The organism is Aeromonas sp. R5-3, from assembly GCF_040908225.1.
Lineage (GTDB): Bacteria > Pseudomonadota > Gammaproteobacteria > Enterobacterales > Aeromonadaceae > Aeromonas > Aeromonas dhakensis.
Genome location: NZ_JBFODH010000029.1, coordinates 394,761 through 416,380, shown reverse-complemented (window position 1 = coordinate 416,380; position 21,620 = coordinate 394,761). Strand labels below are relative to the sequence as shown.

16 protein-coding genes are annotated in these 21,620 nt (G+C 60.8%); 11 read left to right on the top strand and 5 right to left on the bottom strand.

All coding sequences use genetic code 11. The features are described from left to right. The first annotated feature begins 31 nt into the window (after positions 1-31). Positions 32-2,512: an alpha-glucosidase gene (gene ygjK, locus AB5Y95_RS21200; RefSeq protein ID WP_368162008.1), complete on the top strand. Its 2,481-nt coding sequence runs from the start codon at positions 32-34 to the stop codon at positions 2,510-2,512. 79 nt (positions 2,513-2,591) lie between these two features. On the opposite strand, the gene tyrS is transcribed toward ygjK, so the two are convergent. After that, positions 2,592-3,791, bottom strand: a complete 1,200-nt coding sequence (gene tyrS, locus AB5Y95_RS21195; protein ID WP_368162006.1) for a tyrosine--tRNA ligase — start codon at positions 3,789-3,791, stop codon at positions 2,592-2,594. Positions 3,792-3,905: 114 nt separating this feature from the next. On the opposite strand from tyrS, the gene AB5Y95_RS21190 reads away from it, so the two are divergent. From AB5Y95_RS21190 to AB5Y95_RS21180, 3 genes are all read left to right on the top strand, one after another. Next, complete coding sequence (locus tag AB5Y95_RS21190) at positions 3,906-5,216, top strand: peptidoglycan DD-metalloendopeptidase family protein (protein WP_368162005.1); 1,311 nt, start codon at positions 3,906-3,908, stop codon at positions 5,214-5,216. Between the two features lie 247 nt (positions 5,217-5,463). Further along, positions 5,464-6,567 (top strand): anhydro-N-acetylmuramic acid kinase, encoded by a 1,104-nt coding sequence (locus AB5Y95_RS21185; protein WP_368162004.1) that lies wholly within the window; start codon positions 5,464-5,466, stop codon positions 6,565-6,567. 1,086 nt (positions 6,568-7,653) lie between these two features. Beyond that, positions 7,654-8,919: a RidA family protein gene (locus AB5Y95_RS21180; protein ID WP_368162003.1), complete on the top strand. Its 1,266-nt coding sequence runs from the start codon at positions 7,654-7,656 to the stop codon at positions 8,917-8,919. Between the two features lie 143 nt (positions 8,920-9,062). Here the strand turns inward: AB5Y95_RS21180 and AB5Y95_RS21175 are convergent, their stop codons facing one another. Continuing rightward, on the bottom strand, positions 9,063-10,205 hold the full coding sequence (locus AB5Y95_RS21175; RefSeq protein WP_368162002.1) for a RelA/SpoT domain-containing protein: 1,143 nt from the start codon (positions 10,203-10,205) through the stop codon (positions 9,063-9,065). A 152-nt stretch (positions 10,206-10,357) separates the two neighbouring features. Beyond that, positions 10,358-12,349: a transketolase gene (gene tkt, locus AB5Y95_RS21170; protein ID WP_368162000.1), complete on the bottom strand. Its 1,992-nt coding sequence runs from the start codon at positions 12,347-12,349 to the stop codon at positions 10,358-10,360. A 342-nt stretch (positions 12,350-12,691) separates the two neighbouring features. On the opposite strand from tkt, the gene metK reads away from it, so the two are divergent. From metK to gshB, 5 genes are all read left to right on the top strand, one after another. Then, positions 12,692-13,843 (top strand): methionine adenosyltransferase, encoded by a 1,152-nt coding sequence (gene metK / locus AB5Y95_RS21165; RefSeq protein ID WP_005303314.1) that lies wholly within the window; start codon positions 12,692-12,694, stop codon positions 13,841-13,843. Between the two features lie 69 nt (positions 13,844-13,912). Then, positions 13,913-14,446 (top strand): SprT family zinc-dependent metalloprotease, encoded by a 534-nt coding sequence (locus tag AB5Y95_RS21160; RefSeq protein ID WP_368161998.1) that lies wholly within the window; start codon positions 13,913-13,915, stop codon positions 14,444-14,446. A 73-nt stretch (positions 14,447-14,519) separates the two neighbouring features. Beyond that, the gene (locus AB5Y95_RS21155) at positions 14,520-15,221 is read left to right on the top strand and encodes an endonuclease (RefSeq protein WP_005303317.1); all 702 of its coding nucleotides are present in this window, start codon (positions 14,520-14,522) and stop codon (positions 15,219-15,221) included. 130 nt (positions 15,222-15,351) lie between these two features. Then, the gene (gene rsmE / locus AB5Y95_RS21150) at positions 15,352-16,083 is read left to right on the top strand and encodes a 16S rRNA (uracil(1498)-N(3))-methyltransferase (RefSeq protein ID WP_368161996.1); all 732 of its coding nucleotides are present in this window, start codon (positions 15,352-15,354) and stop codon (positions 16,081-16,083) included. 46 nt (positions 16,084-16,129) lie between these two features. Beyond that, positions 16,130-17,083 (top strand): glutathione synthase, encoded by a 954-nt coding sequence (gene gshB, locus AB5Y95_RS21145; protein WP_005303321.1) that lies wholly within the window; start codon positions 16,130-16,132, stop codon positions 17,081-17,083. A gap of 97 nt (positions 17,084-17,180) precedes the next feature. On the opposite strand, the gene AB5Y95_RS21140 is transcribed toward gshB, so the two are convergent. Then, complete coding sequence (locus AB5Y95_RS21140) at positions 17,181-18,806, bottom strand: methyl-accepting chemotaxis protein (protein WP_368161995.1); 1,626 nt, start codon at positions 18,804-18,806, stop codon at positions 17,181-17,183. Positions 18,807-18,924: 118 nt separating this feature from the next. Here AB5Y95_RS21140 and AB5Y95_RS21135 point away from each other — a divergent pair, with 118 nt between their 5' ends. Next, entirely contained in the window at positions 18,925-19,479 is a 555-nt protein-coding gene (locus AB5Y95_RS21135; RefSeq protein WP_005303325.1) for a YqgE/AlgH family protein, read from the top strand. A gap of 46 nt (positions 19,480-19,525) precedes the next feature. Next, positions 19,526-19,948: a Holliday junction resolvase RuvX gene (gene ruvX, locus AB5Y95_RS21130; RefSeq protein ID WP_005303327.1), complete on the top strand. Its 423-nt coding sequence runs from the start codon at positions 19,526-19,528 to the stop codon at positions 19,946-19,948. A gap of 48 nt (positions 19,949-19,996) precedes the next feature. Here ruvX and dtpB read toward each other — a convergent pair whose 3' ends face one another. Further along, positions 19,997-21,499, bottom strand: coding sequence for a dipeptide/tripeptide permease DtpB (dtpB, locus tag AB5Y95_RS21125; RefSeq protein ID WP_219325304.1), 1,503 nt, complete (start codon positions 21,497-21,499; stop codon positions 19,997-19,999). Between the last annotated feature and the right edge of the window lie 121 nt (positions 21,500-21,620).

The window sequence follows — 21,620 nt, the reverse complement described above, 5'->3', positions numbered from 1 at the left end:
TAACCTACAAAAACTGTCATTGGAGCGAGAGATGTTTCGTAAAAGTTTACTATCCGTCACCCTGAGCGTCGCCCTGTTCGGCCTCACTGCCTGCAACGGCAATGACTCCAGCAGCCCGGCCGCCCCCAGCGCCACCCTGGCGAACCAGTATCAGAACGTGATCGACCGCAGCGGTACCCCGCTCCAGTTCCGTGACTTTGACAGCTACTCCAACCTCAAATACAACCCGCTGCTCGATCTCGGCGCCTGGCACGGCTTCCTGCTGCCCGCCAGCGACAGCGAATGGGGCGGCTTTACCGGCCCCATGGTCATCGCCGAGGAGTACAGCCTGTTCTTCGCAAGCGAATTGGACAAGCTGACCCTGAGCGACGAGAGCGGCCGCGCCTTCCCGCTCACCAGCGCCAGCAAGCAGGCGCTGTACGCCATCCCAGGGGCGCTGGTGCAGCGCTTCGAGTTCGAACCCTTCACCCTGGAGCTGGAGCTGCGCTATGGCGATGCCCGCACTGCGCTGGTTCGCACCCGCCTCATCAACCACACTGACGCCCCCCTCACCCTCAAGCTCAACTGGCAGGGGGAGCTGCTCAACCAGTGGGATGCCAACAAGACGGTCGCCGAGCAGTACCCCGCCTGGACCCGCTCCATCAGCCAGACCGAGCGCGGCGTGGCATTCCAGTTCGGCAAACTGCGCAGCACCTGGAACATCATGCAAAGCGGCAGCGCCAGCTACCGCATCGATCGCACCCTGCCCAGCCGCACCACCCTCGATGAGCAGGGGCTCGGCTACGTGAGCGAGGCCAGCCTCACCCTGGCCGCCAAGGGCCAGCAGGATATCTACACCCTGCAGAGCTATGTCCACAGCAGTGCTGAAGCGAGTCGCTTCGAGCAGAGCCGCCAGGCGCTGCTGGCCGACCCCGCCAGCCATTTCGACGACTCCATCCGCCGCTGGGAGGATTACCTGGCGCGCGGCCTCTCCAATCAGGGGATCCCGGAATCGGAGCGACGCATCGCGGTCAAGGCGATGGAGACCCTCAACGGCAACTGGCGTTCCCCAGCCGGCGCCATCCTGCACGACGGGGTGACCCCCTCCAACACCGCCCGCTGGTTCGACGGGGTCTGGGCCTGGGACAGCTGGAAGCACGCCTACGCCATGGCCCATTTCAACCCGGAAGTAGCCAAGAACAACGTGCGCGCCATGTATGACTACCAGATCCAGGCCGATGACCCGGTCCGGCCGCAGGATGCCGGCATGGTGATCGACGCCGTCTTCTACAACAAGCTCGCCGATCGCGGTGGCGACGGCGGCAACTGGAACGAGCGCGACACCAAGCCGCCCCTCTCCGCCTGGGCCATCTGGGAGATCTACAGCGCCACCCAGGACAAGGCCTTCATCGCCGAGATGTATCCGAAGATCCAGGCCTATCACGACTGGTGGTATCGGGCGCGGGACAACAACCGCAACGGCATCATCGAATATGGCGCCACCCGCCACGTCGAGCACAACGACGAGTTCGGCAACATCACCTTCAAGGTGCAGTACCCGACGGGGGTACCGGCCGGGCTGGATCTGTCGAGCTGCACCGATGAGGGAGATGGCTGGTATGGCTGCGCCGGCATGGCGCTCTATCAGCAGGTATTGAGCGTTGGCGGCTACGCCGACATGGATATCGGCGCCCAGCACGGGGCCGGCTGGGAGTCCGGCATGGACAACGCCGCCCGCTTCGGCTTTATCGAGCCGGATCAGCTCAAGCGCTATGCCGACAAGACCTATGGCGGCGACATGGCCAGGGCGCGCCAGGACTGGAACGTCTTCTTCTTCGAAAACCATCAGGACGACGGCAACCTCATCGGCTTCTCCATCGATCAGGAGTCGGTGGAGCTCAACGCCTTCCTCGCCAAGGAGAAGCGCATCCTGGCCGACATGGCCGAGCTGCTCGGCAAGCCGGACGAGGCGAGCCGCTATCGCGAAGGGGCGACCCAGCTGGCCGGCTATATCAACAGCTGCCTGTTCGATGAGGCCTCCGGCTTCTATTACGACCGCCAGATAGCCCAGGGGGATCTGCCGGACGCCAACGGCTGCGTCGGCAAGCTGTTGACCACCCGCGGCCGCGGCCCGGAAGGGTGGAGCCCGCTTTGGGCCGAGGTGGCGGACCAGGAGAAGGCGGCGCGGGTACGCGAGGTGATGCTCAATGCCCAGGAGTTCAACACCAGGGTGCCGCTCGGCACGGCGGCGCTGACCAACCCGGCCTACGACCCCGACATCTACTGGCGCGGCCGGGTCTGGCTGGATCAGTTCTACTTCGGGGTGAAGGGGCTGGAGAACTACGGCTATCGCAGCGATGCCCAACAGCTCGTCAACAAGCTGTTTGCCAACGCCGAGGGGCTGGCGGGCAGCGGCCCCATCCGCGAGAACTACAACCCGGAGACCGGCGCCATGCAGGGGGCCAGCAACTTCAGCTGGAGCTCGGCCCACCTCTACATGCTCTATCGCAACTTCCTGAGAACAGAGGGCTGATCCCTCTTCGCAGCAATGAGCCAACAAAAAGGCCTCCGCAAGGGAGGCCTTTCTTATGGCAGCGCCAGGGACAGGCGACTTACTTGACGGTCACCCGGGCAAACTTGCGCTTGCCGACCTGGTAGACGGCGGTACCGGCACCGATGAGAACCTTGCCATCCTCCAGCTTCTCGCCATCAACCTTCACCGCGCCCTGCTTGATCATCCGCAGCGCTTCGGAGGTAGTGGCCACCAGATCGGCATCTTTCAGCAGGTTGGCGATGGCCAGCCCTTCGCCTTCCAGTGCCAGCTCGACTTCCGGCATTTCGTCCGGAATGGCGTTCTTGGAGAAGCGCTGGGTGAAGTCTTCGTGGGCCGCTTCGGCTGCCGCTTCGTCGTGATAACGGGCGATGATCTCTTTGGCCAGCCAGATCTTCACGTCACGCGGGTTGAGGGTGCCGGCGGCGATGCCTGCCTTGAACTCTTCAATTTCAGCCAGCGGACGGAAGGAGAGCAGCTCGTAGTAGTTCCACATCAGATCGTCGGTGATGGACATGATCTTGCCGAACATCTCGCCCGGAGCGTCGTGCACGCCGATGTAGTTGGCAGCGGACTTGGACATCTTCTTGACACCGTCCAGGCCTACCAGCAGCGGCATCATCAGCACGCACTGGGTCGCCATGCCGGCATCTTTTTGCAGCTCGCGGCCCATCAGCAGGTTGAACTTCTGATCGGTACCGCCGAGCTCGACGTCCGCCTTCAGCGCGACCGAGTCATAGCCTTGCAGCAGCGGATAGAGGAATTCGTGAATGGCGATGGACTGGCCGTTGCTGTAGCGCTTCTTGAAGTCATCGCGCTCCATCATGCGGGCCACGGTCTGCTTGGCCGCCAGCTTGATCATGCCGGTCGCGCCCAGCTCGCTCAGCCAGGTCGAGTTGTACTCGATGCGGGTCTTGGCCGGGTCGAGGATCTTGAACGCCTGCTCGGCATAGGTGAGGGCGTTGTGCTTGATGGCCTCTTCGGAGAGCGGCGGACGGGTGGCGTTCTTGCCGGAGGGGTCACCCACCATGGCGGTGAAGTCACCGATCAGCAGGATCACTTCATGGCCCAGATCCTGGAAGGTCTTCAGCTTGTTGAGGATCACGGTATGACCCAGATGAATGTCGGGAGCCGTCGGGTCCATCCCCAACTTGATGCGCAGCGGGCGCCCTTCCTTCAACTTGGCGACCAGTTCTTCTTCCACCAGAATTTCTTCCGCTCCGCGCTTGATCTCGGCTAGCGCCACCTCGAGCTGGGACATTTTTTGACTCTCCAATCACGATTCCACAGGGCCAGACATATTACTGGAATGGCGGGCCAATTGGAAAGGCGGTAAACTCCGACATTCTTCCCGGCTCAACTTCGTCTGCTTCTCATGGTCATTTGGCACGCCTTCAACTCTCTCCCCCACTGGCACCGCAAGATGGTGCTGATCCTGAGCATCATGGTGATGATGCTGGCGGCCTGGCCCAGCGAACAGGCGGTCGCCACCCGGGTCGATGACAACGGCAACGAGCTGGCCATCGAGCAGCAGGTCGACGAGGAGGCACTGCTGGCCGAAGCCAAGCCCATCGCCCCGCCCAAGCCGAGCTACATCACCAAGCAGGTGAAGGTACGCAGCGGTGACAACATGGGGGTCATCTTCCAGCGCCTTGGCCTGAGCACCACGGCTCTGCACCTCATCGATCAGCTGAACGGCACCGACACCCTGCGCCTGCTCAAACCAGGCCAGGAGCTCACCTTCAAGCTCACCAAGAGTGGCGAGCTGCACAGCCTCTACTATCCCCACAGCCTGGAGCAGGCGCTCAAGGTGATCCGCAAGGATGAGGGGTTTGTCGCCCGGGCGGTCAAGCTCGAGCTCGACACCCGCGAACAGGTGGCCAAGGGTGAGATCCGCTCCAGCTTCTGGGGCGCCGCCGTCGACGCCGGCATGACCGAGGATCAGATCATGGACCTGGCCGCCATCTTCGGCTGGGACATCGACTTTGCCCAGGATCTGCAACCGGGGGACAGCTTCCGGGTGGTTTACGAGGAGAAATTCCAGGATGACGAGCGGGTTGCTTCCGGCGACATCCTGGCCGCCGAGTTCGTCAACCAGGGCGCCATCTACCGCGCCGTGCTGAACGAGGATGGCAACTACTACACCCCGGATGGCAAGGCGATGCGCAAGAGCTTCCTGCGTGCGCCGGTCAACTTCAAATACATCAGCTCCAACTTCAATCCGCGCCGTCTGCACCCGGTCACCGGCAAGGTACGCCCCCACAACGGCATCGACTACGTGGCGCCGGTGGGCACCCCCATCATGGCGGCCGGTGGCGGCAGCGTGGTGGCCGCCGGCTACAACCAGTTCAACGGCAACTACGTCTTCATCAAGCACGCCGGCAACTACGTGACCAAGTACCTGCACCTCTCCAAGCGCACCGTCAACAAGGGGCAGCGGGTGAAGCAGGGCCAGACCATCGGCCTGCTCGGTGGCACCGGCCGGGTCACCGGGCCGCACCTGCACTATGAATTCGTGGTGGGCGGCGTACACAAGAACCCGCGCACCCTCAACCTGCCGCAGGCGGAGTCTCTCAGCGGACGGGCGCTGGCCAGCTTCAAGGCACAAGCCATGCCCCAGCTGGCCAAGCTGGACAGCCCGGAGCTGCAGTTGGCCCAGAACAAGCGGGCCAACGGCGGCAACTGAGCCACCATGCCAGAGAGCCACAAGGAGCAGTCATGAGCGAGCGTTATATCGGCTTGATGTCCGGTACCGGTATTTGGCATGGGATTGAGGCCGCTCCCTCTCTCACGTACTTTTTCCCGCGCTGCAAGTAAGGAAGCCCCATGACTGAACGCTATATAGGCTTGATGTCCGGTACCAGAATTCGGCATGGGATCGAGGCCGCTTCCTCTCTCACGTACTTTTCCCGACCTGCAAGTAAGGAAGCCTGATGACTGAACGCTATATAGGCTTGATGTCCGGTACCAGCATGGATGGAATTGACGCCGTGCTGGTGCTGATAGAGGGGGATCAACTGCGGGTCGAGGCGGCCGTCAGCCACCCCTGGCCCACCGCCCACGAGCTGCACGCACTCAGCACCCCGGGCGACAACGAGATCGATCGCATGGGGGTGGCCGACAATCTGGTCGCCCGCGAATTTGCCGCCGCCACCCACGCCCTGCTGGCCAAGGCAGGGCTGACCCCCAAGGATATTCGCGCCATCGGCAGCCACGGCCAGACCATCCGCCACCGCCCCCAGCTCGGCTTTACCCTGCAGATCGGCAACGCGGCCCTGCTGGCGGCGCTCACCGGCATCGATGTGGTGGCCGATTTTCGCACCATGGACATGGCCCTCGGCGGTCAGGGGGCGCCACTGGTGCCCGCCTTCCATCAGGCCTTCTTTGCCCACCCCGGCGCATTGCGGGTGGTGCTCAACCTCGGCGGCATCGCCAATATCTCGGTGCTGCCGGGCCAGGCGGACGGCGTCTATGGCTTTGATACCGGCCCGGCCAACACCCTGCTCGACGGCTGGTATCGCCGCCATCACCCCCAGGGGGCAGGCTACGATGCCGGCGGCCAGTGGGCGGCCAGCGGCCAGCTTATCCCTGCACTGCTGGAGCAGCTGCTGGCTCACCCCTACTTTGCCGCCCCTCACCCCAAGAGCACAGGACGGGAGATGTTTACCCTCGACTGGCTCGATGGCGAGCTGGCCGGCCACGCCCATGCCCCGGCGGATGTACAGCGCACCCTACAGGCGCTCACCTGCCACAGCATCGCCCGCCAGCTGCCCGCACTGGCTGATGCACAGAGCCAACCCGAGCTGTATGTCTGCGGCGGCGGCGCCCATAACGCCCCGCTGCTGGCGGAGCTGGCCAGCCTGCTGCCCCGCTGGCGCATCGCCAACACGGCCGAGCTGGGGATCGCCCCCGACTGGATGGAAGGCGCGGCGTTTGCCTGGCTGGCACAGCGCTTTATCCACCGCCAACCCGGTAACCTGCCGGCTGTCACCGGCGCCAGCCGCCCTGCCGTGCTGGGTGCTCTCTATCCCGCCTGAGCCAGGACTAGCCCAAGGCGCCGCCTGAACAAGGAGGGCAACCTGCCCTCCCATACGCCGGTGCCAGCCGCCCCGCGATACTGGGTGCCCTCTATCCCACCTGAGCCATACCTGGTCCAAGGCGCCGCCTGAACAAGGCACCTGCAACCCAGGCGGCCGACCTCTCAAACACCAGATCCAGTCGCGCCGACCATGAGGCGATACCGGGTTTTGCCGCCAGAACAGGGCAACGCGGCAGCGCTATCTTGTCCGGGCTCCAGGCACAAGGTTCACACCCGCTGAACCAGCCTACCCCCCTTGTTGCACCCTTCGCTCGATATCGACTGGGCTGGAACATCCGTCCTGATATTTGCCCCTGATGGCGCTTGTCCCACGCTGCAATTTCATTGCATAAACCTGACGGGTGCCATCTGGAAAATAACGGCAGCCAATATCTGGCAAATAACGGCTGCCCGCGGCGAGCTTTGCCTGCAAATAAGCCGACAACCATGCAAGATCGCTGAATGATATGTCAGGAGCCGACGAATGGGCACAATAACCGCCCCCAGCTAGCATATTTTCCATGCATATGACAGCCCCTTTCAACACAATGAAATGCATAGCCATGCATAGTTTTTTGCATTAACAGCGAAATAGTGCCAATCATTAACGCTTTATTCACAGGATCGATCGCTGAGCATGATGGCGGGAAGCCACGCCATTCGGCCTTCACCACCATAACGCACTATATGAAGCCATTTATCCCGTCATTTATCGTGCATTGAATGCCATTCTGGCTATATTTCAGAGCGTTGAGCCACCTCATAGAAATGCGATCCCGGTTTGCATCCCCTGAATACCCTTCATAGAATCCTCTCGTCTGAGATAACCAACCCAATCCATACCTCTGTTATCCGATCGCCTGCACAGGCGACCTTGACTCAATATGCGAGGCGATGTTTGCCACCCGTCATAATTGGCGGGAATGGCCGGCTATTGCCGAAATAAAGAGGAGAGCCCGCTCGCTGGCGAGCCGAGGCGGCCATCAGAAGATGAGGGAGGGTGACCCGTACCTACACCAATAATGATTGAAAAAGGAGTATCGCCATGAGTGGTACCATCATCAAGTCAGCCAGAAATACCGCCAATGCACCGCAGGATCTGAGCCCCAGCACCCAGAGCGTGGCGTTCTCCCACTACAACAATATCTCCGCCCAGCTGCCGGTCGACCCGAAAACGGGCGCGCTGGTCGCAGGGGATATCAAGGCGCAGGCCAGACAGTGCCTCACCAATATCAAGGCCATCGTCGAGAGCATCGATCATGTGATGGATGACGTGGTCAAGATCACGGTATTTCTCAAAGAGATTGCCGATCTCGACGCGGTCAACGCCGTCTATGGCGAGTTCTTCCCCCACCTGCTGCCGACTCGCACAGTGCTGGCGGTGGCCGGTCTGCCGCTCGGCGCCGCCGTGCAGATGGACGCGCTCATCTCCAACGGCGAAGGCACCTTCCCGCAGGCCCCCTGCCCGCTGCTGAAGCTCTCTCGCAACAGCGACAAGGCGCCGCAGGATCCGCTCTCGACCCACACCGTCGCCTTCTCCCACTACAACAATATCGGTGCCCAGCTGCCGGTCGATGCCGCGTCGGGCCAGCTGGTCGCCGGCGGTATCCAGCAGCAGGCGGAGCAGTGCCTGCGCAACATCAAGCACGTGCTGGAGAGCATCGATGTGCCGTTTGACGATATCGTCAAGGTCACCGTCTATCTGACCAGCCTGGCCGATCTGGACGCCGTCAACGAGGTCTACACCACCTTCTTCCCGGACTCCGCCATTGCCCGTGCCGTCGCCTACCTGCCGGCTCGCAGCGTGATCGTGGCCGCCGCCCTGCCGCTGGGCGTCCGGGTGCAGATGGATGCGGTCATCTCCCACGGTGACGGCACCCCGCCACAGCTGGTGGAAGACAGACACAATCTGGTGATCCGCGCCCGCAACACCGACAAGGCACCGCGCAGCCCCCTGCACACCCAGACTGTCGCCTTCTCTCACTACAACCATATCGCCGGCCAGTTGCCGCTCGATCTGGCCACCGGCAAGATCCTGACCGGTTGCATCAAAGAGCAGACCGCCCAGTGCCTCGGCCATATCAAGACCATCGTCGAGAGCATCGGCCACGTGATGGACGATATCGTCAAGGTCAATATCCAGCTGAAGAACATCGCGGATCTGGCGGACGTGGATGCCATCTACACCAAATACTTCCCGGCCTACCTGCCGGCCCGCACCGTGATTGGCGTGAGCGAGCTGCCCACCGGCGCCCTGGTGCAGATTGATGCGGTGATGTCCAACGCAGAAAGCACCCCGCCGCAAGTGTAATGTTGAGGTAAATAAAAAAGAGACCGGCTGATGGCTGGTCTCTTTTTATGTAACATGTGGGGCATTATTTTTATGGCATCGTCTTAAAGAACGCGAACGTCCGATTACGCTGCGCTAATCGAACCTACGAACGCTGCAATAAATTATATTACTCTCGTGCGGACTCTATGTTTTTTTATATGCTTACGAATAAAATCCACAAAATCAGAAGTGGAACCAAAATAGTTTGGATATGCTTTATACAAAGCCGTAACATCTGATGCTGAAAGTAAAACAGATATAGCTATGTTATTGTCAGCCTCTTGCTCATTTAGAGCCTGAATTGCTTCTTGGGATTCTTCACTTTTAAAAGCCTCAACTGCAACGTTTATTCTCTTTTTTCCTGCATGATCTAGTTTAGGATTAAGGAGGCTCTCAAAGCTTATTGAAACCAAGCACATACCTAACTTATATTTCTTCGGCAATTTTTTTAAATGCTCTGTTGTTGCTTGAATACCAACACCAAAACTTGTCAAGCTACCTAGTGCACGAAGTTCTCGTTCTAGCTTCTCTAGTTCTATTTCATAATACAAAACAATATGCGGTTCTAATAATGCAGCACCTTCATCATGCGCAACTAATTTCCCTGCGATACTAAAAAAACTACGCCATGAAGTATGCCCAGATAGACTGGTCTTTAAATTTATCTGCTTTAATGTATCAATTATCTCTAAGCTGGTAGCCCATGCGTGCTGTAAATTAGTCCTAAGCTGAACCTCTATTTTCGTTTTTTTCCAATTATTGTCCTCCTCAACATTATTAAAGCAGCTATAGACTAAATGTACCCCACTATATCCACTGGCCTTTGGGGTGAGATAATCAGATGTACTTATTATTTTGTGTACTGAGCGACTAGCCTCAAGCTTTGATTTTAGTATTTCTAGCTGTTCAATATTTTTTACTATTGCACGGCACCCACCTATATCTTGCATTCTCGTCAACTTAATTGCATTTTGGCTTTCACCATCTAAACTTGGCCTTTCAAGTTTATCGATTATTGTTGGGAGTCTTTTTAATCTTCTAGCAATAATTATCTTTTCATCAATTTTCTTTGCAGTCCTTGCTAGATGATTTTTAATAAGCATTAAAGGATATAAATGTATCTCTCTAAAATTTTGGATCTTTTCAATAGCATCATTTCTTGCATCTATCGAGCAGTTATGCCGGATATCTCTCGCTGCTTTATCGATAGCCTTTTTAGAAAACCTCAGAGCGATTTTTTGGTTTTCATATACTTTGTTGACCATCTTATGCATATCCCTATACAAAATTTAAATAAATAATAATATTATCGAACTTAATTTTTGACTAACCATAATGTCATTTAAATATTTATTCATCAAGAAAAAAGCGCCTCCCAAGGGAGGCGCTTTTCAATTCAGTTCCAAGCAATCAGCTGTTACAGGGACTCAGCGGTCGCAACCACGTTTTCCACGGTAAAGCCGAATTCCTTGAACAGCAGCTCGGCCGGCGCGGACTCACCGAAGGAGCGCATGCCGATGATCTTGCCGCCAAAGCCCACGTACTTGTACCAGTAGTCGGCGATGCCGGCTTCGATGGCCACACGCTTGGTGACGGAGGCCGGCAGCACGGACTCCTTGTACTCGGCAGATTGAGCGTCGAACACGTCGGTAGACGGCAGAGAGACCACGCGCACGGCACGGCCCTTGGCAGTCAGCTGCTCATAGGCGGCCACGGCCAGTTCCACTTCAGAACCGGTGGCGATCAGGATCAGCTCCGGCGTACCGGCGCAATCCTTCAGCACGTAGCCACCCTTGGCGGTGTCGGCCAGCTGCTGGGCGGTGCGGTCCATCTGGGCCAGGTTCTGACGAGAGAAGATCAGAGAGGTCGGGCCGTCGGTACGCTCGATGGCGTGTTTCCAGGCGATGGCGGATTCAACCTGGTCACACGGGCGCCAGGTGCTCATGTTCGGGGTCAGACGCAGGGAGGCGATCTGCTCGACCGGCTGATGAGTCGGGCCATCTTCACCCAGACCGATGGAGTCGTGGGTGTAAACGAAGATGGAACGCTGCTTCATCAGGGCAGCCATGCGCAGGGCGTTGCGGGCATACTCCATGAACATCAGGAAGGTGGCGCCGTAGGGGATGAAACCACCGTGCAGGGCGATACCGTTCATGATGGCGGACATGCCGAACTCGCGTACACCGTAGTGGATGTAGTTGCCGGAGGCATCGTCGTTGGTCAGGGACTTGGAACCGGACCACATAGTCAGGTTGGACGGAGCCAGGTCAGCGGAGCCACCCATGAACTCCGGCAGCAGCTTGCCGAACGCTTCCAGTGCGTTTTGGGACGCTTTACGGGTTGCGATCTTGGCCGGGTTGGCCTGCAGGGTTTCGATGATCTTGGCGGATTCAGCAGCCCAGTTGGCCGGCAGCTCGCCTGCGGTGCGGCGCTTGAACTCGGCAGCCAGCGTCGGGTGAGCGGCTTCATAGGCGGCGAACTTGGCAGCCCAGTCGGATTCCAGCTTGGCGCCCTTCTCCTGACCGTTCCACTCGGCAGCGATGTCGGCCGGGATAACGAACGGTGCGTGGTCCCACTTCAGGAAGGCACGAGCGGCGGCGATCTCGTCGTTGCCCAGCGGTGAGCCGTGGCAGTCGTGAGAACCGGACTTGTTCGGGGAACCGTAACCGATGATGGTGCGGCAGCAGATCAGGGTCGGCTTGCCGGTCTCGGCCTTGGCGGCTTCGATGGCAGCGTTGATCGCTTCCGGGCTGTGACCGTCAACGGCCGAGATGACGTGCCAGCCGTAGGCTTCGAAGCGCTTGACGGTGTCGTCGGTGAACCAGCCTTCCACGTGACCGTCGATGGAGATGCCGTTGTCATCCCAGAACGCGATCAGTTTGCCCAGTTGCAGGGTACCGGCCAGGGAGCAAGCCTCGTGGGAGATACCTTCCATCAGGCAGCCGTCGCCCATGAAGGCGTAGGTGTAGTGGTCAACGATGTCGTGACCCGGCTGGTTGAACTGCTCGGCCATGGCCTTCTCGGCGATCGCCATGCCCACGGCGTTGGTGATGCCCTGGCCCAGCGGACCGGTAGTGGTTTCAACGCCCGGCGCGTAACCGTACTCCGGGTGACCCGGGGTGCGAGAGTGCAGCTGGCGGAAGTTTTTCAGATCGTCGATGGAGAGGTCATAACCGGAGAGGTGCAGCAGGGAGTACAGCAGCATGGAGCCGTGGCCGTTGGAGAGGATGAAACGGTCGCGGTCGGCCCACTTGGGGTTGTTCGGGTTATGTTTCAGGTGGCTGCGCCACAATACTTCGGCGATATCCGCCATTCCCATGGGGGCGCCCGGGTGACCGGAGTTGGCTTTTTGAACGGCATCCATACTCAATGCGCGAATGGCATTGGCAAGCTCTTTACGAGAAGGCATCTGTATCTCCTGCGATTGCTTCATTTGATGGCCAAGATTAAGGCGCGTCATTGTCCCAGCAGGGGGCGCGGCGTGCAAATATTATCTGGGCGAATAAAGCCGCTTTGGGAGCTCAATCGCTTTTCTTGACGGGGCAAACGATTGAGTCGTAACCACTATCTACCCCAAATGGGGTGAAGAACGGATCTTGTTCGGCCAGGGGGCGGCAAAACCAAAATAGTGCTGGCAATCGAGGGGGTCGCTAACTAAAATGGACGTCCAGATGTAGATACCTCTACAATCATCCTATAATCACCCGGTTATTGCTGCGGCGATAACCCCAGACAAGCTGAGAATCCCATCATGGCAAAGCTGTTTACTTCCGAGTCGGTCTCCGAAGGCCATCCCGACAAGATTGCGGATCAGATCTCCGATGCGGTCCTGGACGCCATCCTCAAGCAAGACACCAAGGCGCGCGTCGCCTGCGAGACCCTGGTCAAGACCGGCATGGTCATGGTGGCCGGTGAAGTAACCACCACCGCTTGGGTAGACATCGAGCAGATCGTACGCGACACCGTGCGCGAAATCGGCTACACCCACTCCGACATGGGCTTCGACGCCGACTCCTGCGCCGTGCTGAACGCCATCGGCAAGCAGTCCCCGGACATCAACCAGGGCGTTGACCGCAGCGATCCGCTGGAGCAGGGCGCGGGCGACCAGGGCCTGATGTTCGGCTACGCCACCAACGAAACCGACGTGCTGATGCCGGCCCCCATCACCTACTCCCACCTGCTGGTGAAGCGTCAGGCCGAAGTGCGCAAGAACGGCACCCTGCCGTGGCTGCGTCCGGATGCCAAGAGCCAGCTGACCTTCGCCTACGACGACGCCGGCAAGATCATCGGTGTGGATGCCGTGGTGCTCTCTACCCAGCACGCCGAATCCATCAGCCACAAAGACCTGGTTGAAGCGGTGCGCGAAGAGATCATCAAGCCGGTGCTGCCGGCCGAGTGGATCAACAAGGACACCAAATACTTCATCAACCCGACCGGCCGTTTCGTCATCGGCGGCCCCATGGGTGACTGCGGTCTGACCGGTCGCAAGATCATCGTCGACACCTACGGCGGCATGGCCCGTCACGGTGGTGGCGCCTTCTCCGGCAAGGATCCGTCCAAGGTTGACCGCTCCGCTGCCTACGCCGCCCGCTACGTGGCCAAGAACATCGTCGCCGCCGGTCTGGCCGATCGCTGTGAAGTGCAGGTCTCCTACGCCATCGGCGTGGCCGAGCCGACCTCCATCAGCGTCGAAACCTTCGGCACTGCCAAGGTGGCCGAGGATCTGCTGGTCAAGCTGGTGCGCGAGCACTTCGAACTGCGTCCGTACGGCCTGATCCAGATGCTGGATCTCAAGCGCCCGATCTACCAGGCCACCGCCGCCTACGGTCACTTCGGTCGCAACGAGTTCCCGTGGGAGCAGACCGACAAGGCCGAACTGCTGCGTTCCGCCGCCGGCCTGTAAGCGTCGCGCTTGTGGTATAAAGGGGAGCCTGGCTCCCCTTTTGCTTGTCCGCCATTTTCCGAGAACCCGATGTCCGCCACAGCTACCCGCCTCGATCCCGCCCTGCACGAGCAGCTGCTCACCCGCGTCGACGCCTGTTTTGTGCAGGCCGAAGCGCGCCTTGGCCGGCTCTTTCCCCGCCCACAAGTCCATTGCAACATGCGCGGTCGGGCGGCGGGATCGGCGCGGCTGCAAACCTGGGAGCTGCGCTTCAACCCGGCCCTCTATCAGGCCAACCAGCAGGCGTTTCTGGCCGAGGTGGTGCCCCACGAGGTGGCCCACCTGCTGGTTTATGCCCTGTGGGGTGAAGGACGCGGCAAATCGCGGGTGCTGCCTCACGGCCGCCAGTGGCAATCGGTGATGCGGGAGCTGTTCGGCCTTGAGCCCAGAACCACCCACAGCTTCGATCTGGCGGTACTGGCGCAGCCGACCATCCCCTATCGCTGCCTCTGCCAGCAGCATCAGCTGTCGGTTCGCCGCCACAACAAGGTGGTGCGCGGCGAGGCCCGCTATCACTGCCGTCGCTGCCGGCAGCCGCTGGAACAGCTCGTCACGTCGCAGTAAGCCAGCTGGTGTCGCGCCCTTGTGGTAGGGTGCCCGCCATCGTTCGTCAATCATCCCGTTTGCAAGGAATCACATGCGTATCCTCTCTTCTCTCGCCCTGACCCTGCTGGCCGGTTTGCCGCTGCTCAGCGCGCCCCTGCATGCCCAGACCTTTCGCGAAGCCAAGCAGGATCTGGTCAAGCTCTACCAGAGCCAGCCCGCTGTCACCACCATCTACTGCGGCTGCAACATCGACTATCAGGGCAAGAAAATGAGCCCGGATCTGGCCAGCTGCGGCTATGAGCCGCGCAAGCAGCCCAAGCGCGCCGCCCGCATCGAGTGGGAACACGTGGTGCCGGCCTGGGAGTTCGGTCACCAGCTCAAGTGTTGGCAGCAGGGGGGCCGCAAGAACTGCGGCAAGAGCGACGAGTTCAACCAGATGGAGGGGGATATGCACAACCTCTTCCCCGCCGTTGGCGAGGTGAACGGCGATCGGGCCAACTTCCGCTTCTCCGACTGGAACGGCACCCCGGATCAGTACGGCCAGTGCCGGATGCTGGTGGATTTCAAGGAGCGCCGGGTGCAGCCACCCAAGGGGCCGGTACGGGGCCAGATTGCCCGTGCCTACCTCTACATGAGCCAGCAGTATGGGCTGCGTCTGGCGGCGCAACAGCGTAAACTGTTCGAAGCCTGGGACAGGCAGTACCCGGCCGACGGCTGGGAGTGCGAGCGCAATCGCCGCATCGGCAAGCTGCAGGGCAATACCAACCCCTTTATTGAAAAGCAGTGCCAGTAACCCCATTTGACCTGGGAGGGGGATCGCCCCCTCTTATCATGAAACCCTTCACCCTCTGCTGCGTGAGCCTTGCTCACCGCCGTGCAGTAGGATATTGAAGGGTTTCCAAGCAAGAGACTGACTATCAGCCATGCGCATTCCACGTATCTATGAACCGGCCGCCCTGCAGGTGGGCCAGACCCTCGCCCTGTCGGAAGACGGCGCCAACCACATCGGCCGGGTGCTGCGCATGCAGCCGGGTCAGCAGCTCGAGCTGTTCAACGGCGACGGCAACCAGTACCCCGCCACCATCGCAAGCGTCGGCAAGAAGTCGGTGGAGGTGACCATCGACAGCTGCGAGCAGCGCTCGGTCGAGTCACCGCTGGCCATCCACCTGGGTCAGGTGATCAGCCGCGGCGACAAGATGGACTTCACCATTCAGAAATCGGTGGAGCTGGGCGTCACCTGCATCACCCCGCTCTTCTCCGAGCGCTGCGGCGTCAAGCTGCCGGCCGATCGGCTGGAGAAAAAACGCGAACAGTGGCAGAAGGTGGTGATCAGCGCCTGCGAGCAGTGTGGCCGCAATACCGTGCCCGAGGTGCGCATGCCGATGGAGCTGGACGCCTGGCTGGCGGAAGAGACCAAGGAGCTCAAGCTCAACCTGCACCCGCGCGCCCCTTACAGCATCAACACCCTGCCGGTTCCCGAGCACGGCGTGCGGCTGCTGATCGGCCCGGAAGGGGGCTTGTCGAGCGATGAGATCGCCCGTACCGTGCAGGAAGATTTCAAAGAGATGCTGCTGGGGCCGCGGGTGCTGCGCACCGAAACCGCCGCCCTGACCGCGATTACTGCGCTGCAGTGTCGCTTCGGCGATCTGGCCTAACTCCCGGAGCCTGCCAAGGCGGGCTCCTCTACAGAAGGAACAGCGGATGACCATTAAACTCGGCATCGTGATGGACCCCATCTCGGCCATCAACATCAAGAAGGACTCCAGTTTCGCCATGCTCGAAGAGGCGCAAAAGCGCGGCTACGAGCTGTTCTATCTGGAGATGAAGGATCTCTATATGGAGGCCGGTCGCGCCTTCGGCACCATGCGTCCGCTCACCGTCAAATATGACTATGCCGACTGGTATAGCCTCGGCGAGGTGGTGGATCAGCCGCTCTCCAGCCTGGACGTGATCCTGATGCGCAAGGATCCCCCCTTCGACACCGAGTTCATCTACGCCACCTACATGCTGGAGCGGGCCGAGGACGAGGGCTGCCTCATCGTCAACAAGCCCCAGAGCCTGCGCGACGCCAACGAGAAGCTCTACACCGCCTGGTTTGCCGAGCACACCCCGACCACGCTGGTGACCCGCCGCGCCGACAAGCTGCGCGCCTTCCACGCCCAGCACAAGGACGTGATCCTCAAGCCGCTGGACGGCATGGGCGGCGCCTCCATCTTCCGCATGAAGGAAGATGACGCCAACGTCGGCGTCATCATCGAGACCCTCACCGCCCACGGCAGCCAATACTGCATGGCGCAAACCTATCTGCCCGCCATCAAGGATGGCGACAAGCGGGTGCTGGTGGTGGACGGTGAGCCGGTGCCCTACTGTCTGGCCCGCATCCCGGCCCAGGGGGAGACCCGCGGCAACCTGGCCGCCGGCGGCCGAGGCGAGGCGCGTCCCCTGAGCGAGGCGGACTGGGCCATCGCCCGCGCGGTGGGCCCGACGCTGAAAGAGAAGGGGCTCATCTTCGTCGGCCTCGACATCATCGGCGATCGGCTGACCGAGATTAACGTCACCAGCCCCACCTGCATCCGCGAGATTGAAGCGGCCTTCGATGTGCACATCACCGGCATGTTGATGGATGCCATCGAGCGCCGGCTGGCCAAGGCTTAAGCCGTCCCAGCCCAGCAGTGACGACAGACTATAAACAACAGAGGCGGCCCCTGGGCCGCCTCTTTTCTATCCATCCATCTATCCAGCGTCAGTCCCCTCAGCAGCGGAATTGCCCCACCTTCTCCTTGAGATCCCCCGACAGCTGCTCCAGCTCGTGGCAGTTCTGGTTGAGCTGGGTGGCCGCCCCGGTCGACTCGGTCGCGATATGGGCGATGTTGACCACGTTGCGGGTGATCTCCTCGGCCACCTTGCTCTGCTCCTCCGCCGCAGTGGCAATCTGGGTATTCATCTCGTTGATCACGTTGACCGAGCTGACGATCTCGCCGAGCGCCTGACCACAGGCCAGCACGGTACGGTTGGACTCCTCCACCTGCTCCAGCCCCTGCTCCATGCTGCTGGCCGCCTGATTGGCCCCCTGCTGCAACTTGACGATGGTCTTGCCGATCTCTTCGGTGGAGCGCTGGGTACGCTGGGCCAGGGTGCGCACCTCGTCGGCCACCACCGCAAAGCCACGCCCCTGATCCCCTGCCCGCGCCGCCTCGATGGCGGCGTTGAGGGCCAGCAGGTTGGTCTGCTCGGCGATGCCGCGAATGGCGTCCATCACGCTGCCGATGTCCCGGCTGTCATCTGCCAGCTGGGTGATCATGGCCGCCGTGTTCTGGATCTGGGAGGAGAGGTGTGACATACGCGCAATGGCATCCTCCACTATCTGATGGCCGTGCCGCGCGCTGTCGTCAGCATGACGGGCCGCATCGGCCGCCTGGTTGGAGCTGTTGGCCACCTCGGCTACCGTGCTGCTCATCTGGTTCATGGCGGTCGCGGTCTGATCCGTCTCCGCCTGCTGCTGGGCAAACCGCTGGCGGCTCTCGACCCCGATGTGGGCCAGCTGGGCCGATGCCCTGGCAAGCTGCTCGGCAGTCTCGTTGATCTGGGCGATGAGGCCGCGGAAATGGCGGATCACCTCGTTGAGGGAGTGCGCCAGACTGCCCATCTCATCCTTGCGCAGCACGGGAGCCAGCCGGCTCAAGTCGAGATCCGTCTGCATGCCGCGCAGGATCTGCCCCATGGCCGCCAGCGGCTGGCTGACGCTGCGCCCGGCCCAGATCCCGATGAACAGGACGCAGCCCCCCACCACCACAAACAGCGCGACAAACAGCTGGGTCAGCTGCTGCCTGAGCTGGTTGAGCTCGATCACCTTCTTCTCCGCCTCCTGCAGCTGGAACGCCACCTGCTCGCTCACCGCGTCGCTGACCGGGTCGATCACCTGATAGAGCGGCATGATGGCGGCAGCGAGCGCCGGGTTGTGTGCGCCCGGCGAGCCCTCCAGCAGCCCCATCACCTTTTCTATCTCCCGGTTGGCGGCGGCAAACAGCGCCTCTACCTTGTCCGCCCGTCTGCGCTCCTCGTCACTCATGTCGTGGCTGCGATACTGGCGCCAAATGGTAGCGATCTCCTGCTGGGCGGCGCTCATGTCGGCCTTGGAGCGGGCCGGCTCGAAGCCCCCGACGTTGGCCTTGTTGGCGGCATCGATCACCTTGACCGCATAGAGATCGGCGATCTGCTTGAGCTCCTTGAGCTGGACCACCTCACCCTGATACATGGCGTTGATGCCGGTCATCAGCCGGGACATCGCCTGGGTTGCTCCTATGACCAGCAGCAACAACGCCAGCAGGGGAACCACACAGCCCAGGATCAACTTCTGCCTGATTGAAATACCTTCCATGGCTTTCTCTCCACTGAAACAGATTGACTGGTCTGAGCCAGCCGCCCAAAAAGCGGTTTTGCCAGACGAAGCGAGCTGCCATAATTGACTGCAAATACCTTTGCAATATTTGGCCCATATGCAAACACTGCAAAATCACTTCCTGCTCGCCATGCCGAGCCTCACCGACCCCTATTTCGAGCGCTCGCTGGTCTATCTGTGCGAACACAACGAAGAGGGCGCCATGGGGCTGGTGGTCAATATTCCGGTGGACATGTCGCTGGAGACCATGCTGGATCAGCTCAAGCTGGCACCGCCCGCCAACCCGGAACTCAAACAGCCGGTGCTGCAGGGGGGGCCGGTTCACGCCGATCGCGGCTTCGTGCTGCACAGCTTCCGCCCCGGTTTCAACTCCACCCTGCAGGTGGGGGACGAGCTGATGGTCACCACCTCCAAGGACATACTGGAGACCCTGGGTACCGAGGAGGCACCGGCGCACTGGCTGGTGGCGCTCGGTTACGCCGGCTGGAGCGCGGGGCAACTGGAACAGGAGCTGGTGGACGGCGCCTGGCTGGTGATCCCCCCCAATCCGGATCTGGTGTTCAAGACCCCCATCCACCAGCGCTGGCAACGCGCCGCCGCCAGCATCGGGGTCAATCCCGTTCACCTGTCCAGCGACATCGGCCACGGCTGATGCAATCTGCTGTGCAATTTGCGACGCATTCTGAGGAAATTACCCAATGTCATCACGCAGTATCATGGGCTTTGACTACGGCACCAAGAGCATAGGGGTCGCCATAGGTCAGGAGCTCACCGGCACGGCCCGCCCGCTGCGCGCCCTCAAGGCCAACGACGGCATCCCCAACTGGGACGAAATAGACAAGCTGCTCAAGGAGTGGCAACCGGACCTGCTGGTGGTGGGTCTGCCGCTCAACATGGATGGCACCGAGCAGGAGATCACGGTGCGCGCCCGCAAGTTCGGCAACCGCCTGCACGGCCGCTTCGGTAAGCAGGTGGAGTTCAAGGACGAGCGGCTCACCACCACCGATGCCCGCGCCCGCCTGTTCGAACAGGGTGGCTATCGGGCGCTGGAAAAGGGGAGCGTGGATGGCGTCTCCGCCCAGCTCATCCTGGAAGCCTGGATGGAAGAGCAATACGACTGATCTGCCGGGGTGNTGAGGCGCTAGTGCGCCTCACCCCTTCTGCCCCTCTCAGGCCTTGGCCTGCGACAGTTCCTCCTCCTCGCCATGGCGCTCACCGGCCTGCATCATGCGGTTGAGCCAGGGCACCATCAGCCCCATCACCCCCGCCACCAGCAGAGTCACCAGACCAATCTTGCCGAACACGTCCGTGTAGATGGGCAGGGTCTGCAGCGGATCCGTCACCCCTTGCGGCACCGCGGTAAAGGTCGCCACATAGCCCCCAAGCAGGGAGGCCATCGCCTGGGTCAGGAACCACATGCCGAGGATGAAGCCCATCAGCCGCTGCGGCACCAGCGCCGCCACCATGGCCAGCCCCAGGGCGCTGATCATCAGCTCCCCCAGACTCTGGAACAGATAGATGAGCACCATGAACCAGGGTGAAGTGAGCCCCTGCGCATCGGCAAACCAGATGCCGGACGCCGCCGCGGTGAGAAAACCGAGGGAGCAGAACAGCATGCCCAGGGTGAACTTGAGCGGCATGGTGAGATCCCGCCCCTGGCTGCCCAGCCGGGTATAGATAATCGCCAGCACCGGGCTGCCCAGCACCACCCAGAAGGGGTTGAGCGCCTGGAAGCTGACCGGGTTGACGGTCACCCCCAGCATTTCATGGTGCATGTTGTTGATGGCAAAGAAGTTGAGCGAGGTCGGCATCTGGGCATAGAGCACGTAGAACACCACCGCCTCCAGCATCAGCACGAAAGCCACGTACATCTTGTTGCGCCCGACGCTGTCGAGCTTGAACGCCTCACGAAAGAAGAAGACCACTACGGCCAGGGTCACCGTCATCAGCACCATGTTGGCGATCACCACGTGGTGCATCAGCCAGGCGCAGAAGAAGACCAGGGCGACCGAACCCAACAACACCAGCAGCAACTTGCCGTAGTCGAGCGGCAGGTGGTCGGGGGCCGAGCCTATTCCCTTGACCATGCGGCGGCAGGCGAAGAAGGTGAGCAGGGCGATCACCAGGCCGACCCCGCACAAGTTGTAGGTCACTGTGTAGCCGTAGTGATCGGCCACCACGGGAGCCAGCGACAGGGAGATGAGCGAGCCGACATTGATCGACATGTAGAACAGGGTGAAGGCGCCATCCAGTCGGGGATCACCGGGCTCGTAGCACTTGGCGAGCAGGCTGGCGGGGTTGGCCTTGAACAGGCAGTTGCCGACGGCGATGGTGCCCAGTGCATAGAAGATGAGGTCAGGGTTGTAGATGGACATGCCGGTCATGAAGTAGCCGATGACCAGTACGATGGCCCCCAGCACCATGGTGCGCTTGGTCCCCAGAATATGGTCACCCACGTAACCGCCCACCGAGATGAGGCCGTACACCAGCGCCGAGAAGGCTCCGAAGGTGATAAAGGACTGCTCCTGGGAAAAGCCCAGCTGCTGGACGAAGAACACCGCCAGCAGGCCCTGGACGCCGTAATAGCCGAAGCGCTCCCAGAGCTCGACGAAGAAGATCATGAAAAAGGGTTTTGGTTGTTGCAACAACCCGGTCGGGGTGGATGGACGCATGCTAACCTACCTGTCTGTATGTATTTTCTTATTCATGTGAGCGGCCCCGCAGCCGGGTTGGCCAGGGGTCGCAAGCTTGCTGCCGTGATGCAGACGAAGGGGGGAACAGGCCGACTGGCCC

What these genes read in the sequence shown, in the direction of transcription:
- AB5Y95_RS21140 (WP_368161995.1), bottom strand. Translation starts at nt 18,806, where the DNA reads ATGGAAGGTATTTCAATCAGGCAGAAGTTGATCCTGGGCTGTGTGGTT.
- AB5Y95_RS21185 (WP_368162004.1), top strand. Translation starts at nt 5,464, where the DNA reads ATGACTGAACGCTATATAGGCTTGATGTCCGGTACCAGCATGGATGGA.
- AB5Y95_RS21155 (WP_005303317.1), top strand. Translation starts at nt 14,520, where the DNA reads ATGCGTATCCTCTCTTCTCTCGCCCTGACCCTGCTGGCCGGTTTGCCG.
- tkt (WP_368162000.1), bottom strand. Translation starts at nt 12,349, where the DNA reads ATGCCTTCTCGTAAAGAGCTTGCCAATGCCATTCGCGCATTGAGTATG.
- rsmE (WP_368161996.1), top strand. Translation starts at nt 15,352, where the DNA reads ATGCGCATTCCACGTATCTATGAACCGGCCGCCCTGCAGGTGGGCCAG.
- AB5Y95_RS21175 (WP_368162002.1), bottom strand. Translation starts at nt 10,205, where the DNA reads ATGGTCAACAAAGTATATGAAAACCAAAAAATCGCTCTGAGGTTTTCT.
- metK (WP_005303314.1), top strand. Translation starts at nt 12,692, where the DNA reads ATGGCAAAGCTGTTTACTTCCGAGTCGGTCTCCGAAGGCCATCCCGAC.
- gshB (WP_005303321.1), top strand. Translation starts at nt 16,130, where the DNA reads ATGACCATTAAACTCGGCATCGTGATGGACCCCATCTCGGCCATCAAC.
- ruvX (WP_005303327.1), top strand. Translation starts at nt 19,526, where the DNA reads ATGTCATCACGCAGTATCATGGGCTTTGACTACGGCACCAAGAGCATA.
- ygjK (WP_368162008.1), top strand. Translation starts at nt 32, where the DNA reads ATGTTTCGTAAAAGTTTACTATCCGTCACCCTGAGCGTCGCCCTGTTC.
- AB5Y95_RS21160 (WP_368161998.1), top strand. Translation starts at nt 13,913, where the DNA reads ATGTCCGCCACAGCTACCCGCCTCGATCCCGCCCTGCACGAGCAGCTG.
- AB5Y95_RS21190 (WP_368162005.1), top strand. Translation starts at nt 3,906, where the DNA reads ATGGTCATTTGGCACGCCTTCAACTCTCTCCCCCACTGGCACCGCAAG.
- AB5Y95_RS21135 (WP_005303325.1), top strand. Translation starts at nt 18,925, where the DNA reads ATGCAAACACTGCAAAATCACTTCCTGCTCGCCATGCCGAGCCTCACC.
- dtpB (WP_219325304.1), bottom strand. Translation starts at nt 21,499, where the DNA reads ATGCGTCCATCCACCCCGACCGGGTTGTTGCAACAACCAAAACCCTTT.
- tyrS (WP_368162006.1), bottom strand. Translation starts at nt 3,791, where the DNA reads ATGTCCCAGCTCGAGGTGGCGCTAGCCGAGATCAAGCGCGGAGCGGAA.
- AB5Y95_RS21180 (WP_368162003.1), top strand. Translation starts at nt 7,654, where the DNA reads ATGAGTGGTACCATCATCAAGTCAGCCAGAAATACCGCCAATGCACCG.